Genomic DNA, 15,561 nt, shown 5'->3' with positions numbered 1-15,561 from the left:
ACAATCACATACGAAAAAACCAGAACATAAAATTAGCATTCTGGTCCAAATCTCGATGTCCAACTATTTCTATTTCTCTAATCACTGGACTTCAGAAATGATTGCTTTACTCCTAAGTATCTCCTTCCCCATGTCCAAAAGGGAACTATACACGATGCTATTCTCTCCATGAAGGTTAATCACATTGGTCTGTAGCGAAATATTGGACACCTCAGGGAAATGAATCGGGAATAACTTCTGTTCCGACACTTCCTTACTTACACATAGACTGGGTAAAAAGCATATCCCTGCTTTGTTCAACACTAATTTCTTAGCCGTCTCTAAGTTATCCGTCATATACTCAATTTGGGGAGGATGGTCCAAACTCTCAAATACCCGATGTAGCTGTAACCAATCGAGTGCACCACATTCAAAGAATACAAAAGTCTCCTGTTCAATATCTTTAATTGTCACATCGTGTTTCTCGATAAAAGGATGCCCCTCGTGCACATATAACGTAATGGGATCTGTATATAATTTAATAGATTGAAGGTGTGGATGCGCCACATTACGAACAAATCCAACATCTAACTCCTTATTCAGTACCTGATTCATAATATCGTCTGTGGTCGTAACGCTAAGTTTAAACATAAGGTCAGGGTATTTATTTTTGAGGAGAGGAAGTAGGTCTGGAATAATATAGTTAGATACGGATATCGTACAGCCAATTCTCACAAGGTTTGGAAGAGCCTTTTGCTTATGGAGCTGTACTTTACCCTTCTGGTAGGTTTGTAGGATCTGCTGTGCGTAAGGTAGAAATTGTTTTCCTTTCTCCGTTAATTGAATCTGTCTTCCAAAGCGATCAAACAGTTTGCAATCCAATTCTCGTTCGAGTGTTTGTATCCTTGCGGTTACCGAAGGCTGGGATAGAAATAACATATCCGCTGCCTTATTGAAGCTACCGTAATGAATGACATAAACAAAAGCCTCCAAATTCTCAATATTCACCTAATCCCTCCTCTATTTTTAAATCAACATATATACTGACTTATCATATGAATTAACTCGGAATTATTCCCGTTATCTTAAATCAAGCTCCCTTAGATGTCAACGTAAATTTAAGGAATAACCACTTTAGCGGTAACGCAACACCAAGTTACATCAGTGAATGATGACCGTCTCGGTAATACTTCCTTTATGTCCATAGGGAAAAACACTCCCTAGTCATAAGTGAGTGTTTGGCAACAAAGAGACATTAATGTCTTTCAATTTTACTTATACTTTAAAAATAGACGTTTTTTCTAACAATCTGTCAGATGCGCCGTGTAATGTTACAGCTGTGTGACTCAGTTCATCAGAAAGAGTGTATTGTTCATTAGCAATCGTCTCAACGTGATCCATAGATACATTCACATCCGTCGAAGTATTGATTAATAATTCAACCGAGCTAACGACATTCGTCATGCCTGCTGCAATTTCCCCAATCGCTACTGTAATTTCATTAATCTGAGAGCCAAGATTTTCACTATTGCTTTCGATCTTATCAAACGTTTCACTTGATCTTTCAGTAATATCTTTGGTCTTACCGAGTAGAACTGAAAATGACTGTAAGGAGTTGCTTGAGTCTTGCATTCCATTACGAATATCTTTCAGAACGAATTGTATATCCTTCGATAAATCTTCTGTTTGCCCAGATAACTTGCGAATTTCATCTGATACAACAGCAAACCCTAAACCATGTTCTCCCGCTCTAGCCGCTTCAATGGATGCATTCAGTGACAGTAGGTTTGTTTGACTCGTAATCTCATCGATCCCACTAAGACGTTGTACTACATTGCTAAATCGAGTGGACATTGTCTCCATGACACGAAGTAATCCTTGAAATTCATCTAAGATTGTATCAATCATTTCTTGAATCTCACCCATACGTTGTTTACCTTCATGAGAAGAACGTCTCATTGTTTCCATGTTGTTGTTAATATAGTCACTTGAAGCGGCTATTTGTTGAGAGCTAGCGGAAACCTGTTCAGTCACTGCAGAAATAGAAGCTGTTTCATCATTTTGGCTTGATAGCTTCGTTTTACTTATTTTAAGATTATTTTTCACTTGTTCAGACGCTAACTTATTATCTTCGATCTTAAGATCCATTTGTTTAGTGGCTAATAGCACTTGTTGGCTTACATCAATCGTAGATGAAATGGTATCCCTTAGAACAGAACCCATCTCACTAAGGGTGATATCGATCATTCCAAACTCATCTTTTCGATTTGTTGCATACTCATATGTGAAATCTTGACTCTTGTATGATTGGATACGGCTAAAGACAACCTTCAAACCACCACGAATAATTCGAATGAAATTAAGAATCATAGTTAGTGGAATTATTATCAATAGTAGACTGTTGACACGTGTAACAATATTCGCCAAATTCAATGTAGCTGCTTGCTCGGAAAGGCGTTCTTTTGAGATTTCATTGAATTTGACATCCATCAATTTATTGGTTGATCCAATGATATAGGTGTAAGCATAGAGAACATCCTTACGAACCAAGTTGATCTCCTTAGAACTCATCCCATGTCCAACTTTTCCGCTTGATTTCAAAAGCAAATCATTCGCAGGCACTAAAGCATTGATGTGAGAAATAAATGTATTACTGGCTTCCTCTTGAGGATATTGGCTATCAAGTTTTTCGAACATAGGTTTTAATTCTTCAAGATTAGCGTTAAAATTCGCAAGATTTTCATCTACGCTATATTTCTTTTGAATATCAAATTCCTCTATCAAATTTAGAAGACTTAATGCCGTGTTCATCATTCGATCTGAGACGACACCATATTGATCTTCAACACGATTCGCATCATTTATTTCAGCTATGGAACCTTTAATGGAGTCCATTTGATAGAATGTGAACCATCCTGATCCGGCAATCAACACGATAATACTAAACAATAAGATGTAGAGTTGTTGTGTTATTTTCACTTTTAAATGCCAATTCCAAAAATAACTGATACGTGTAAAACGAAACCCTTTTCTTTTTTTCATGCTGTAACCTCTCCTTTGCTACTACCCCATCAAATTCATGATTTTTACCAATAAGGTATATTTTACTAAATTTATATAACTACAACATACTATTTTGTTCGATTAAATTGCAAGCGATATTGATTTTTCATGAATTTTCATTCGCTTTTCATCCCATCACATACAATTTAATACGTTTATGATTTCTCAAAAAAATAAGCTTTCGTAACTCCAAAATAATTTGGGTTACGAAAGCCTGAAGAATGTTTCTATATATGCCTTATTTAGCTAGTGCAGCTTGCAGATGTTCTAATCCTACTTCTATAACTCCTTCGAACTTACCTTCTCTGCCTATCTCAACGACTGGAACATGGCGAATGCCGTATTTAACCTCTAATACATCTCTCAATATATCATTCGCACCTACATCTATATTCTCATAGCTATAATGATTAGCCTCCAAATACGACTTCACTTCAGCGCAATACTGACAGCCTTGCTTGCTCCATACCACAATCTTTGGGTTTGTTGACATGTTTATATTCCTCCTAAAAGTTTTACGAAGTAAAACTCGCTTCGTAAGCATGTACTTAAAGTTTTACGAAGTAAAACTTACTTCGTAAGCATGTACTTAGTTTTACTTCGTCATTTCACTCTTTTTAAAATGTAGGGTAATGGCACGCTGTTAAATGCCCTCAGTACACGGGTTGTTCCTCTCTGCATCTTGCTGTTGCTGCGGCTGCGGGGCAACGTATATGGAAGTGTCTCCCCCTACCCATGTCTCGTCTATCTATCTCTCACTATTTCCTTAAGCTTCGGCTGTAACTTTTTTCTTGACGTAACGATTCTCGGGAATCGACAATCCTAAATTGCCACGCAATGTATCGGATTCATATTCTGTGCGATAAATTCCACGTTCTTGTAGAATAGGAACAACTAGCTCTACAAAGTCAGTCAATCCACTAGGCACACCAGTACCAATGATGAAGCCATCTGCCGCTTCTTCTTCGAACCACTGCTGAACTAAATCTGCGATTTTCTCAGGCGTTCCTATGAAATTACCTCTAGGCGTTAAGGCTCCAAGTGCGACTTCGCGAAGTGTTAAATTATGCTCCTTGGCATCCTGCTTAATCTTATCTGTCCCACTACGGAAGCTATTAGCCCCTAAGTCACCTAAATCAGGGAACGGTGCATCTAACGGATATTGCGAGAAATCATGATGCTCAAAGAATCTTCCTAAGTAGTTCAACGCATTCTCAATCGTAACTAGACTCGCAATTTCTTGGTATTTACGCTCTGCTTCTTCTTCCGTCCGACCTACAATTGGACCGATACCAGGGAAAATAAGAACATCATCAGGTGAACGTCCGTGTTCGATGGCTTTCTTTTTCACATCTGCATAGAACTGTTTAGCATCTTCAATGTTCCCATGGCCCGTAAATACTGCATCTGCACCTTTACCCGCTAAATCTTTCCCATCCTCTGATGAGCCTGCTTGGAATATAACCGGCTGACCTTGTTTAGATCTCGCTATGTTTAAGGGTCCTTCTACGGAAAAGAACTCTCCTTTGTGTTCCAGTGCATGTAACTTCTCAGGATCAAAGAAAACACCGGATTCTTTATCGCGGACAAAAGCATCATCTTCCCATGAATCCCATAACCCCTTGGTCACCTCGAGATATTCATCTGCAATCTTGTAACGCTCCGGGTGCGTCGGATGATCCGCTTTGCTATAATTTTTTGCTGATCCTTCAAGCGGAGAAGTTACCAGATTCCAACCTGCGCGCCCCCCGCTGATGTGATCCAAAGAGGAGAACTGCCGAGCGACCGTGAAGGGCTCACTGTAGGAAGTTGAGAGTGTCCCAACAAGCCCGATATTGGAAGTGACTGCACCTAGTGCAGACAGAATCGTAATCGGCTCGAACCGATTAAGAAAGTGAGGAATCGACTTCTCCGTAATATATAGCCCATCCGCAATAAATACGAGATCGAACTTACCAACCTCTGCGGTTAATGCCTGCTCTTTATAGTAATTAAAATTCACACTTGCATCTGAAGGTACGTCAGGATGTCTCCAAGCCGCGGGATTGCCACCCACTCCGTGAATGATCGCTCCAAGCTTTAACTTCTTTTGTTTTGCCATGTTTGTTCCTCCTAAAAGTTTTTAGCAAATACTTCTTGAATAGACTTCTTAAAAACTTGCCTCGGAAGCATACGCTTTAAAGTTTTTATGAAAATACTTCTTGAATAAGCTTCTTAAAAACTTACTTCGAAAGTAGTAAACTCTGAAACAATATATTATAATTCCTACCTTATAAGTATGGATTAAACTTGGTATTACTTTAGCATGAGGCGTATCCCACGTCTAATAGCCTTTTTCTATTCAAAAATAGAACAAACCTATCTCCTATATGACGTATCCATCAGCATATTACCTATAGATACGCAAAAAAGCCCCACTCCCAAATCAAGGGAAGAAAGCTATATCCAAAGTTCCGTAAAATGAATTATTATTAATTTTAATATGTACTAATTTTCGAAAAGATATATAGTATTAATAGCTTCACCCAGCATGGACATCCTTTTATAGTGGGAAATACACACAATTGTTTGTTCGTATATTCATATAATAAATGGAGTAAAGTATGAACATCAGGGGTGATTCAAGCTTCTATTCACTTGTACAGTTTAATAGATATTACAACAAACCTACGAGGTGATCTAAGATGAGAATTGGAATTCCAAAAGAAATTAAAAATAATGAAAATCGGGTAGCGATTACTCCCTCAGGCGTGGCAGAGTTCCTTCAACATGGACATACCGTATATGTAGAGACACATGCTGGTGCAGAAAGTGGATTCCCTGATCATGAATACACCGCCGCTGGTGCCATTATAGTCGAACAAGCTATAACGTTGTGGAGCCAATCCGACATGATTATGAAAGTGAAGGAACCTCTCGCTAGTGAATATGGTTACTTCCGAAAAGGATTAATCCTCTTTACGTATTTACACCTAGCAGCTGAACCCGCTCTTGCCAAAGCCTTGGTTGATTCAGCTGTTACCGCCATTGCTTATGAGACTGTAACGACCCACGGCACTCTCCCGCTCCTAACACCCATGAGTGAGGTTGCAGGGCGTATGGCAGCGCAGATCGGAGCCCAATTACTAGAGAGACCTCACGGGGGCAAAGGCATCCTATTATCGGGTGTACCTGGTGTATCGCGTGGGAAAGTAACGATTATAGGTGGAGGCATCGTTGGGACGAACGCTGCGAAGGTCGCTATTGGACTCGGGGCAGATGTTACCCTAATTGATCTGAACGTAGGACGATTACGTCAATTAGACGATATATTTGGTAACCAGATTAAGACCTTAGTCTCTAGCACGTCCAACATTGCTAAATCTGTCGCAGAAGCAGATCTATTGATTGGTGCTGTTCTTATTCCTGGCGCCAAAGCACCGAAGTTGGTGTCTGAGCAAGTCGTGAAATCGATGACAGCAGGGTCCGTTATTGTAGATGTCGCCATTGATCAAGGCGGAATCGTAGAGACGATTGATCATATCACCACACATGATCAGCCAACCTATGTGAAACACGGTGTCGTCCATTATGCAGTTGCGAACATGCCGGGTGCTGTACCGCAAACCTCAACGATTGCTTTAACCAATGCCACGATGCCATTTGCGTTACAACTGGCCAATCACGATATTCAAGAGCTTATTCGTAGTAATCCTGCCATTGCAAGTGGAGCCAATGTCATCAATGGATACGTCACATATGAGGCAGTAGCTCGTGACTTAGGTTACGAATATGTGCCTGCTGATAAGGCATTTACTCAACTCAGTGTCTAACACTCACACTCTCACATATATCAAGTGCTTTGACTGCACTCAAAAAGGGATATGCATAACTCATGCATATCCCTTTTTTACGGAAATTCAACTACAACGCCATAACAATCGCTACACTAAAGGTTAAAATACGAGCCATATTCGTAATGAGGAAATTCTGAACAGCTAAACCGAAGGTATGTTGCTTGGTTTGTTTTTTCATAAATACGCTAATATTTCTCTTTAAGGGAATTAAGGTAAGAAGAACAAGGACCACGATCATTGGATTCACCTTCAAGAACAACAATACAATTAGATCTAGATAAGAAGCATAATAGATGAATCTAAATAGGTTGAGCGCATTGCGTTTACCGATATACACCGGAAGTGTGTACCTTTTATTCTCTACGTCCTCATCCATATCACATATGTTGTTTGCCAGCATAATATTAGCAATGCAAAGAATGGCGGGTATCGAAATGAGGAAGATCAGTAATACTTCAAGCATGTCGATCTGTACGATCAGATTTTGTTGGTCAAAGGCCAGCACAACCAGTTGATCTCCTACATGAATGTATGTCGAAACAAAGATAATGACGAACCCCATAAACAGTCCAGAGAACAACTCACCGAGCGGCATTCTAGAAATAGGGATCGGACCGAACGAATATAATATCCCTACGCAAAAAGATAATCCTCCAACCAGGAAAACAACTAATCCTGTATTAAAGACGAGCCACATCCCCGTACCCACAGCTGTTACAAATAACGTAATGATTAGGGTCACCACCGTCGACTCTTTCAGTCCGAACTTCACAATGGCATTATGCTCTTGATAACCATATCCTTCTTTTTTTCTAGCTTTTTTGAAATCGTAGTAATTATTCATCGCTGTTGTGAACATATCGAACGTAAGCAACGATACGAACATTAATATGAAATTGGCTACTTGAAATTGTTGAAAGCGGAACACTACATAGATACTTCCTAGGAAAAAGGGAATCATGCTTGCGAGCTTCGTCCTGATCTCGACTAGATTCAGAAAAGTTTTTAATGTCATCACTATCATCCTTTATGTAAATTACTTAAGCCATGTATCAAAAAATTGACGATACCCCTCTTTCATTACACGACTAGAGAACTTCTCGAATCCGTAGTGACGATTGTCTAAGGAGTATTTGTTAGGTGAGGCTACCGCCATATTGACTAACTCGAACCAGTTCTTCTCATTTCCCGAAAAAGCATGCTTTGAGCTGATATGATCATAACACGGATGTTCAGGTTTAATAATGATCTTCCCCATCGCCAAAGCTTCCGTTAGAGGCATCGCAAAGGTATCGAATTTCGAACAGCTCCAATACACCTTTGAAGAATTCATAAGTTCAAATATCTCATCCTGAGTTAAAGCGAACTTCAAATTCACATTGAGCGGAATGTCATATTTCTTCATACTTTCTTTGTACCTTATCCCACCGAACACCATGAATACTTCCTTATCTGGGTTCTGTCTCGCATATTCAAGCACTAGATCTGGGCGCCGATTCTCTTCGTCACGTCCAATCCACAGCACACGATTATCAACAATTTGTGAAGGGTCAAAATGCCGCTCCGCTAGTTCTTCACTGAATCCAATGGGTATTACCGTCACATCTTCAACGCCAAAGTTCCGGTCTAGTTCTCGCTTGAGAAATTCCGTCTGTACTACTGCCTTGTCCACCATTTGATAAAAAGGCTTCATCATCTCGTACCCTGTCAGTGCCGGATCAGGAAAACTATGTGGAAAAAGCACACTATTCTTAATGAACATCTTCAAATAGGTGAATCCAGAAACCGTATAAATCACATGATCAATGTTCTGTGAATGAATCTGATCCAGTACAATGTCGTAATTAACTAAATCACCCTTCTCATGTTCATAACCTGGAATCCAATCATGGCCACTCACATGACGTTCAGGAGATATAAATACAATATCCACGCCTAGTTCCTTACCTACTTGTTTCAAGCGGTCTGCAAATACACGGGGGCCTTGGGACTCCGCAAATTGTATTTTCCTCATGACCAATCCGACTTTTTTCATGCGTCTTCCACCCTTGTCTCTCATTAAATTTTAGTATTAACAATATAACAGAAGCTCCCTGTAACAAGTAGAAATGGCCCTCGCCTTGGCGAAAGCCATCTTTTTCGAATAGAACACGGGCTAAGAGATCATTTTAAAGTGTTACTCATCTCTACTGGAGTCCTTGTGAAATAAGCTTCAGCCTTCTTCATAATGAACAACGATGCAGCGATAAATACTAGAACATATACCAGTTGAATGGGATGTTCTACAAAACTTTGCAAATCATGCCCGATGTAAGAAACATAGAATATCATGATGCCTTTGCCAACAATAACAGCTATCAGAAAAGAAATTAGCCGCATACGTGCTACCGCTGCTGCTATATTAACCACAACAAACGGTCCAACCGGAAACAGACTTAATATAAACACGTAGCTGAAGGCATTCCGCTGAACCCATATCATACTCTTAGCGACTTTTGGCTTGAGAGCCCATCGTGTAAAATAGGGATACGAGGACACTTTGCGTACGATGAGGAAAGTCAACAAACACCCACCTATCATACCTATCCACGAATATAAGAATCCAAGCCACAATCCATACACAGCCGCATTTACCCCTACGATAACAAGGGTGGGTAGCGGAGGAATGAACGATTTCATAAACGTTAAAAGAATTCCTGGTAAAGCTCCGAATTCACGGTACCTCTCCAGCATTTGTCTCATATTTTCCTCAGTCAGCATCGACATGATATCCAATACGCCCGTCATTATAACCACCTACTTCATCTCTCCAATATAAAAACACCAATATTACTTTATACAACCCATATCATACCATAACTATGTATTTTTCAATTACGGTTTATCATTTGAAATATGCACTTTACGAACATGGTAGAATAAAAGAAACTTCGAATGGACGTAAATTTATTATATCCTACAAAGGGGACCATTATTGTGAACGATATCGACAATTCAGGGTTTGAACATATGTTAATTCTAGATCGAATGAATGATTTATCCGAGATTGATCCTCTCTATCCTTTTGCACTCGATGAACTCCTATGCAAGCATGTCGGTAAAGGTGGGCCAGTGCTCTGTCATCTATGGCGTCATCCCAAGTCTTTTATTATGGGCCTTCGAGATAGTCGCCTACCTCATGCAGACAAGGGGCGAGAATGGATCACATCTCAAGGATACCAAGTTGGAATAAGGAATTCCGGAGGTGCGGCTGTTCCACTTGACCTCGGTGTCGTTAATATCTCATTAATAATGTCAAAGCAGGACCAAGCAGATACCCACTTCCATCGTGATTTCGAAAAGATGTACAGCCTGATTCGGCATGCGCTATCTAATACAGGATCTCATGTGGACAAAGGTGAGATTGTAGGTGCTTATTGCCCGGGTGATTTCGATTTAAGTATCGGTGGGCGCAAGTTCTGCGGCATCGCACAACGAAGACAAGCCCATGCTTATATTGTACAAGCATTTGTCATTGTTAACGGATCTGGTCAGGAAAGAGCTCAGCTTGTACGAGGCTTCTACGAGCGTGCAGCTGTTGATGCGGCCTCTTCTCAATACCCACTCGTGACGGATGACAGTACCGCAAGTCTTTCTGAACTCATAGATATGGGCGAAGAACCAACCACAACATTTGCTGAAGCCGTGAAACATGTCATTAGCGACCGTCAGAGCACGCAATACTCATCTACGACAATAGACCCGTATTTTCCACAACAAGCTGAAATTATGGAGATGGTAGATACACTTCGACAGCGGTATGACGTGAATGAATCGTAAGGTCCCTTACTTGATCCTATTGCCAATGACTTGCATACGAAATGACGGTATACTTAAGAGAAGGTTTTGTTGTGTAAGGGGAGGGTTGTATATGGCTAAGGCTAAAGTTGCAAAAAGACCTACGCGAGACGAATTTGAATTAGAAGAGTTAGGGAACCAATTGATCGAAGCAAAAAATGAGGATAGTGAAATTCTATTAACTGTTTGGGGACGAGAAGAACAAGTACGAGGTCGGATCAAGCTCATGGATTCACGTACGCGATTAGTTCATATGATGAACGATAGTGAATTAACCAAGGTACCCTTTCTAGATATTATGAGAGTGAATTATCCAAGAGATTAGTCACATGGATATCACACCACTCAAGTGCAATATATATCTGTTCGTGAATTCCACTATGACACAAATAAACCGTTGAAGACATGAGCCACGATTGTCTTCAACGGTTTATTTCATTTTCCCCTCTAAAATAACTCCATGCTCAAGTAACGTTCACCCGTGTCTGGGGCTATACAGACGACTCTTTTACCAGTGCCTAATTTCTTAGCTATTTCTACTGCTGCATAAACAGATGCTCCCGAAGACGGTCCTACAAGAATACCTTCCAATCGTGCTAGGTCTTTCATCATCCTAATCGCCTCTTCATCAGAAATCTGAATAATTTCATCATACACACTTGTATTCAGAATACTTGGAACGAAACCTGGACTCGTCCCAACCAATTTATGAGGTCCCGGTTGACCTCCTGATAGTACGGGTGATCCCATCGGTTCAACCACTGCAATATGTATGTTTGGCAAATGTGCACGTAATGTCTCACCCGTACCCGTAATCGTACCCCCGGTGCCTGCTGTAGCCACAAAAGCGTCCAAGCGGTAATCCATTTGTTCCAATATCTCTGGTGCTGTTGTGGTGCGATGTATGCTAGGATTGGCCGGATTCTCAAACTGTTGTGGGATAAAGCTCCCTGAAATCTGCTCTCTGAGCTCTAGAGCCTTTGTAATGGCACCAGGCATTCTTTCACTACTTGGCGTGAGAACAACCTCTGCGCCGTACGCTTTTAGAATATTGATTCGTTCCTTGGACATGTTATCAGGCAGGATAAGAATCGCTTTATATCCTTTGGCCGCTGCTATCATGGCTAATCCAATACCTGTATTGCCACTAGTCGGTTCAATAATTGTACCCCCTGGAGAAAGTAACCCATCTTTCTCAGCGGCATCAATTAGATTGAATGCTGCTCTATCTTTAACACTCCCCGAAGGGTTGAACATCTCCAACTTCACATATACCTCTGCAGCACCCTCAGGAACCGTTCGATTCAATCTTACCATGGGTGTCTGACCTATAAGTTCTGTAACATCGTGTACGATACTCATGGTGCATCTCTCCTTCACCTGTGCAGGGCTCACACTCGATTTATAGTTTTCCACTAAATTCCTTTTAGGATACCATAAAGAAGGATCAAATTCATTAGAAGTTTCACACAACTTGATGTGTTTTGAAACTTCGATAAGTAAGAGGCAACAACAGAGCTATAACAATGATTGAAAAACCTGCCATGACCTTGTACTCCGGAATCAACTGACCAAAAATATGAAACACTTCGTAGCCAGTTACTTTTGTAAAACTGTCAAACATATTGCCAGGCAGCAAATCCATCATGTGATTAAACAAGCGGCTGCTTTTGCTTGCGGGAATAAGAAGCGGACCGATAAGTAAAATTCCGATTGTAATGATAACGTGAAAGGGACTCCTCATACGGCTGGACAGCCACAGCGTCACCGCACCCACAAGCAGACAGGCTAGACTACCAATAAAGACCACCCACAGATACGTTTGAAATACCGTGTACGGAACAGGAGCCATAAGTTTAATTATTTGCACACTGGTACCCCCACCTTCAAATCCATATATACCTAATAAGAGGAGCGTATAGGTTATCAGCGCTAAGGCAAGCAGTCCTAAGGACACGATGAAGCTGGCTTTCAATTTCGCGGTGATTACCTTATTACGACCATAGCGAGATGATAAAATGATGGAATCAGCACCGCTCTGATAGGGTGAACTTTTAGCATGTTTTGAATTTGTTCTGTCCGTTGTTTCTTCATATTTGTCCCTCCCTCCCAACTTTTTGTTAAGTGTGCTTAATCCGCGTTTCACCCGGTACTGAACGATGCAAATATTAACACCTGTAATTTCTGCAATTTCACGAAATCTTAGATCGTAGCAGAACCGAAGGAATAATACTTCCTGCTGCTCAGTCGGTAACTCCTTTATCAGTTGATTAACCGCTATTTGGCTATCCACCGTTTCTTCCATCGAAGGTGCTTCCCCGCATTGCTCTTCTGCCGGTTCTTCCAATGACAGCAACCGTCTAGCTTGGAAGTAGTCATAGCACAGGTGACGAGCGATGGTATACAGATAGGCCCTGCATTTCCCAACGTGGGTATACTGATCAAAATTACGGAAAAAGCGGTAGAACGTTTCCTGTGTGATATCTTGCGCTGCCTCTATATTGCTGGTTCTCCAATAACAATATTTCCCTATAGAGTCGTAATGCCGTTCAATTAAGAGGTTTGTAAAATGATGTTTCCCCTGTTGAATACGTATAATCAGTTCAGCGTCCTCCACCTACCATCCTCCTCTCCTACTTTGTATAACAGTTCAAACGCCAATAATATGGAAGCAGTATTGTGAACATTTTAAGAACTATATAGAGTTAAATGAACTCGAAGGTTAAATTAGAATATCTTAAAGAATATAATCAGAATGTTCACTTTAAATAGAAATAAAAAAACACCCCGTAGGCATGATGCCTAGGGGTGCGGAATGTCAAAAATATTTATAATTCATTCAAGTTGTTAAAATTTATTCTAATGATACCAGCAATAAAAACATCCTGTCCCATTTAAGTGAAGGATTACGCATAAATCATATTTTGTGCAAACAAAAAACCTTTGCTCAGCAAAGGTTTCTTGTACTTCTACACGTAAAGCGGGTGATGGGAATCGAACCCACGCTATCAGCTTGGAAGGCTGAAGTTCTACCATTGAACTACACCCGCATTAATAAAAGAATCGGGACGACACGATTTGAACATGCGACCCCCTGGACCCAAACCAGGTGCTCTACCAAGCTGAGCTACGTCCCGATGTATACCGGTGAAGGGACTCGAACCCCCACGGTTTCCCACACGATTTTGAGTCGTGCGCGTCTGCCATTCCGCCACACCGGCATATACATAATAACTATAATATTAATGGTGCGCCCTAAGAGATTCGAACTCCTGGCCTTTTGATTCGTAGTCAAACGCTCTATCCAGCTGAGCTAAGGGCGCAAATATAATAAAAATGGAGCGGACGACGGGAATCGAACCCGCGACCCTCGCCTTGGCAAGGCGATGCTCTACCGCTGAGCCACGTCCGCAAACATATGGTGCGCGTGGAGGGACTTGAACCCCCACGTCGTGAAACGCTAGATCCTAAGTCTAGTGCGTCTGCCAATTCCGCCACACGCGCACACTGATAAAGAGATGGTGAGTCATGAAGGATTCGAACCTTCGACACCCTGATTAAAAGTCAGGTGCTCTACCGACTGAGCTAATGACTCATATAAATGGCTGGGGATATAGGATTTGAACCTATGGTGACGGAGTCAGAGTCCGTTGCCTTACCGCTTGGCTAATCCCCAAAACGGTTTCTCATTCTCGAAATGAAATATGGTGCCGTCGAGAGGACTTGAACCCCCAACCTACTGATTACAAGTCAGTTGCTCTACCAGTTGAGCTACAACGGCGCATCCATACAAATTTCACAAACACTTCAAGGTGGCTCGGAACGGAATCGAACCGCCGACACAAGGATTTTCAGTCCTTTGCTCTACCGACTGAGCTACCGAGCCTTATTGGTTGCGGGGGCAGGATTTGAACCTGCGGCCTTCGGGTTATGAGCCCGACGAGCTACCGGGCTGCTCCACCCCGCGTCATTGTACAAACATATGAAGTTAAGATGGTGGAGGCTGAGGGGATCGAACCCCCGACCCTCTGCTTGTAAGGCAGATGCTCTCCCAGCTGAGCTAAGCCTCCGTATCTATCGTAACAATCTAAATGGTGACCCGTAGGGGAATCGAACCCCTGTTACCTCCGTGAAAGGGAGGTGTCTTAACCGCTTGACCAACGGGCCTTAATGGCTCCCCGAACAGGACTCGAACCTGTGACAACTCGATTAACAGTCGAGTGCTCTACCAACTGAGCTATCAGGGAATATGGTGGAGCCTAGCGGGATCGAACCGCTGACCTCCTGCGTGCAAGGCAGGCGCTCTCCCAGCTGAGCTAAGGCCCCATATTGGGATATATAATATTACATGGTGGGCCCTGGTGGACTCGAACCACCGACCTCACCCTTATCAGAGGTGCGCTCTAACCAACTGAGCTAAGGGCCCTTATGTGTACACCTATACAATCTAGGCAAAAAAAAACCACATGATTTGTGGTATTCTGCTTGGCGACGTCCTACTCTCCCAGGACCCTGCGGTCCAAGTACCATCGGCGCTGGAGGGCTTAACGGTCGTGTTCGGGATGGGTACGTGTGGAACCCCTCCGCTATCGCCACCAAACGTGATTTTTCGAAGCTTACGCTTCTCGAAATCGCTGCGAGAAATATCAGTCCTCAGAAAGAACATGCAGCTTTATACCAGCTTTAAATTCGGTTTATCACAAATGTGTGAATGAATTTAAATGCTATTCAAGGTTTAATCCTTGAAAACTAGATACGAATGAATTTGCAGTTCGAAACTTACATTTGCTTCTGAAGCCTAAACTCCAAAAACTTAGGGTAAGCACTCGACCGATTGCTATTATTA

General features: G+C 41.7%; 12 protein-coding genes, 16 tRNA genes and 1 rRNA gene. 3 read left to right on the top strand and 26 right to left on the bottom strand.

Annotated features, from left to right (window positions below):
• Window positions 1-81 precede the first annotated feature (81 nt).
• The 4 genes from PGLA_RS09975 to PGLA_RS09960 form a co-directional block, all read right to left on the bottom strand.
• Entirely contained in the window at window positions 82-987 is a 906-nt protein-coding gene (locus PGLA_RS09975; RefSeq protein WP_068532128.1) for a LysR family transcriptional regulator, read from the bottom strand.
• Window positions 988-1,254: 267 nt separating this feature from the next.
• Entirely contained in the window at window positions 1,255-3,021 is a 1,767-nt protein-coding gene (locus tag PGLA_RS09970) for a methyl-accepting chemotaxis protein (protein WP_068532126.1), read from the bottom strand.
• A 259-nt stretch (window positions 3,022-3,280) separates the two neighbouring features.
• Window positions 3,281-3,535 carry a glutaredoxin family protein gene (locus tag PGLA_RS09965; protein ID WP_068532124.1) on the bottom strand — a complete coding sequence of 85 codons (255 nt, stop codon included), beginning with the start codon at window positions 3,533-3,535 and terminating at the stop codon, window positions 3,281-3,283.
• Between the two features lie 273 nt (window positions 3,536-3,808).
• A complete protein-coding gene (locus PGLA_RS09960) occupies window positions 3,809-5,143 on the bottom strand; it encodes an LLM class flavin-dependent oxidoreductase (protein ID WP_068532122.1) in 1,335 nt (444 codons plus the stop codon).
• Between the two features lie 583 nt (window positions 5,144-5,726).
• Here PGLA_RS09960 and ald point away from each other — a divergent pair.
• Complete coding sequence (gene ald, locus PGLA_RS09955) at window positions 5,727-6,854, top strand: alanine dehydrogenase (RefSeq protein ID WP_068532120.1); 1,128 nt, start codon at window positions 5,727-5,729, stop codon at window positions 6,852-6,854.
• Window positions 6,855-6,945: 91 nt separating this feature from the next.
• Here the strand turns inward: ald and PGLA_RS09950 are convergent, their stop codons facing one another.
• The 3 genes from PGLA_RS09950 to PGLA_RS09940 all read right to left on the bottom strand — a co-directional run bounded on the left by PGLA_RS09950 (window position 6,946) and on the right by PGLA_RS09940 (window position 9,665).
• Window positions 6,946-7,893 (bottom strand): prenyltransferase, encoded by a 948-nt coding sequence (locus PGLA_RS09950; RefSeq protein WP_068532118.1) that lies wholly within the window; start codon window positions 7,891-7,893, stop codon window positions 6,946-6,948.
• Window positions 7,894-7,914: 21 nt separating this feature from the next.
• Window positions 7,915-8,913: a glycosyltransferase gene (locus PGLA_RS09945; RefSeq protein WP_068532116.1), complete on the bottom strand. Its 999-nt coding sequence runs from the start codon at window positions 8,911-8,913 to the stop codon at window positions 7,915-7,917.
• A 128-nt stretch (window positions 8,914-9,041) separates the two neighbouring features.
• Window positions 9,042-9,665, bottom strand: a complete 624-nt coding sequence (locus PGLA_RS09940) for a TVP38/TMEM64 family protein (RefSeq protein ID WP_068532114.1) — start codon at window positions 9,663-9,665, stop codon at window positions 9,042-9,044.
• Window positions 9,666-9,854: 189 nt separating this feature from the next.
• On the opposite strand from PGLA_RS09940, the gene PGLA_RS09935 reads away from it, so the two are divergent.
• Window positions 9,855-10,697, top strand: coding sequence for a lipoate--protein ligase family protein (locus PGLA_RS09935; protein WP_342671683.1), 843 nt, complete (start codon window positions 9,855-9,857; stop codon window positions 10,695-10,697).
• Between the two features lie 91 nt (window positions 10,698-10,788).
• Window positions 10,789-11,040, top strand: coding sequence for a YolD-like family protein (locus PGLA_RS09930; protein WP_068532111.1), 252 nt, complete (start codon window positions 10,789-10,791; stop codon window positions 11,038-11,040).
• A gap of 122 nt (window positions 11,041-11,162) precedes the next feature.
• Here PGLA_RS09930 and cysK read toward each other — a convergent pair whose 3' ends face one another.
• The 19 genes from cysK to rrf form a co-directional block, all read right to left on the bottom strand.
• The gene (gene cysK, locus PGLA_RS09925) at window positions 11,163-12,077 is read right to left on the bottom strand and encodes a cysteine synthase A (protein WP_068532108.1); all 915 of its coding nucleotides are present in this window, start codon (window positions 12,075-12,077) and stop codon (window positions 11,163-11,165) included.
• A gap of 103 nt (window positions 12,078-12,180) precedes the next feature.
• Window positions 12,181-13,332, bottom strand: coding sequence for a sigma-70 family RNA polymerase sigma factor (locus PGLA_RS09920; RefSeq protein WP_068532107.1), 1,152 nt, complete (start codon window positions 13,330-13,332; stop codon window positions 12,181-12,183).
• Window positions 13,333-13,694: 362 nt separating this feature from the next.
• Window positions 13,695-13,765: transfer RNA gene (locus tag PGLA_RS09915), tRNA-Gly, on the bottom strand.
• A gap of 13 nt (window positions 13,766-13,778) precedes the next feature.
• A tRNA-Pro gene (locus PGLA_RS09910) sits at window positions 13,779-13,852 on the bottom strand.
• A gap of 5 nt (window positions 13,853-13,857) precedes the next feature.
• Window positions 13,858-13,936 (bottom strand) — tRNA-Leu (locus PGLA_RS09905).
• A 25-nt stretch (window positions 13,937-13,961) separates the two neighbouring features.
• Window positions 13,962-14,038 (bottom strand) — tRNA-Arg (locus PGLA_RS09900).
• A 14-nt stretch (window positions 14,039-14,052) separates the two neighbouring features.
• Window positions 14,053-14,127, bottom strand: a tRNA-Gly gene (locus tag PGLA_RS09895).
• Window positions 14,128-14,134: 7 nt separating this feature from the next.
• A tRNA-Leu gene (locus tag PGLA_RS09890) sits at window positions 14,135-14,219 on the bottom strand.
• A gap of 15 nt (window positions 14,220-14,234) precedes the next feature.
• Window positions 14,235-14,310: transfer RNA gene (locus PGLA_RS09885), tRNA-Lys, on the bottom strand.
• Window positions 14,311-14,317: 7 nt separating this feature from the next.
• Window positions 14,318-14,391 (bottom strand) — tRNA-Gln (locus PGLA_RS09880).
• Window positions 14,392-14,420: 29 nt separating this feature from the next.
• A tRNA-Thr gene (locus PGLA_RS09875) sits at window positions 14,421-14,496 on the bottom strand.
• 32 nt (window positions 14,497-14,528) lie between these two features.
• Window positions 14,529-14,601, bottom strand: a tRNA-Phe gene (locus tag PGLA_RS09870).
• 4 nt (window positions 14,602-14,605) lie between these two features.
• Window positions 14,606-14,682: transfer RNA gene (locus tag PGLA_RS09865), tRNA-Met, on the bottom strand.
• A gap of 27 nt (window positions 14,683-14,709) precedes the next feature.
• Window positions 14,710-14,785: transfer RNA gene (locus PGLA_RS09860), tRNA-Val, on the bottom strand.
• Window positions 14,786-14,807: 22 nt separating this feature from the next.
• Window positions 14,808-14,882, bottom strand: a tRNA-Glu gene (locus PGLA_RS09855).
• Between the two features lie 4 nt (window positions 14,883-14,886).
• Window positions 14,887-14,962: transfer RNA gene (locus PGLA_RS09850), tRNA-Asn, on the bottom strand.
• Window positions 14,963-14,965: 3 nt separating this feature from the next.
• A tRNA-Ala gene (locus PGLA_RS09845) sits at window positions 14,966-15,041 on the bottom strand.
• 23 nt (window positions 15,042-15,064) lie between these two features.
• Window positions 15,065-15,141, bottom strand: a tRNA-Ile gene (locus PGLA_RS09840).
• Between the two features lie 57 nt (window positions 15,142-15,198).
• Window positions 15,199-15,315, bottom strand: a 5S ribosomal RNA gene (gene rrf, locus PGLA_RS09835).
• Between the last annotated feature and the right edge of the window lie 246 nt (window positions 15,316-15,561).

The organism is Paenibacillus glacialis, from assembly GCF_001637205.1.
In the GTDB taxonomy this organism is placed as follows: Bacteria; Bacillota; Bacilli; order Paenibacillales; family Paenibacillaceae; genus Paenibacillus_AQ; species Paenibacillus_AQ glacialis.
The sequence above is the reverse complement of the archived record's forward strand: the minus strand, read 5'-3'. Positions and strand labels throughout refer to the sequence as shown.

Bases quoted from the DNA above. Each gene is read 5' to 3' on its own strand.
- ald (WP_068532120.1), top strand. From the start codon at position 5,727: ATGAGAATTGGAATTCCAAAAGAAATTAAAAATAATGAAAATCGGGTA.
- cysK (WP_068532108.1), bottom strand. From the start codon at position 12,077: ATGAGTATCGTACACGATGTTACAGAACTTATAGGTCAGACACCCATG.
- PGLA_RS09970 (WP_068532126.1), bottom strand. From the start codon at position 3,021: ATGAAAAAAAGAAAAGGGTTTCGTTTTACACGTATCAGTTATTTTTGG.
- PGLA_RS09950 (WP_068532118.1), bottom strand. From the start codon at position 7,893: ATGACATTAAAAACTTTTCTGAATCTAGTCGAGATCAGGACGAAGCTC.
- PGLA_RS09960 (WP_068532122.1), bottom strand. From the start codon at position 5,143: ATGGCAAAACAAAAGAAGTTAAAGCTTGGAGCGATCATTCACGGAGTG.
- PGLA_RS09940 (WP_068532114.1), bottom strand. From the start codon at position 9,665: ATGACGGGCGTATTGGATATCATGTCGATGCTGACTGAGGAAAATATG.
- PGLA_RS09945 (WP_068532116.1), bottom strand. From the start codon at position 8,913: ATGAAAAAAGTCGGATTGGTCATGAGGAAAATACAATTTGCGGAGTCC.
- PGLA_RS09930 (WP_068532111.1), top strand. From the start codon at position 10,789: ATGGCTAAGGCTAAAGTTGCAAAAAGACCTACGCGAGACGAATTTGAA.
- PGLA_RS09965 (WP_068532124.1), bottom strand. From the start codon at position 3,535: ATGTCAACAAACCCAAAGATTGTGGTATGGAGCAAGCAAGGCTGTCAG.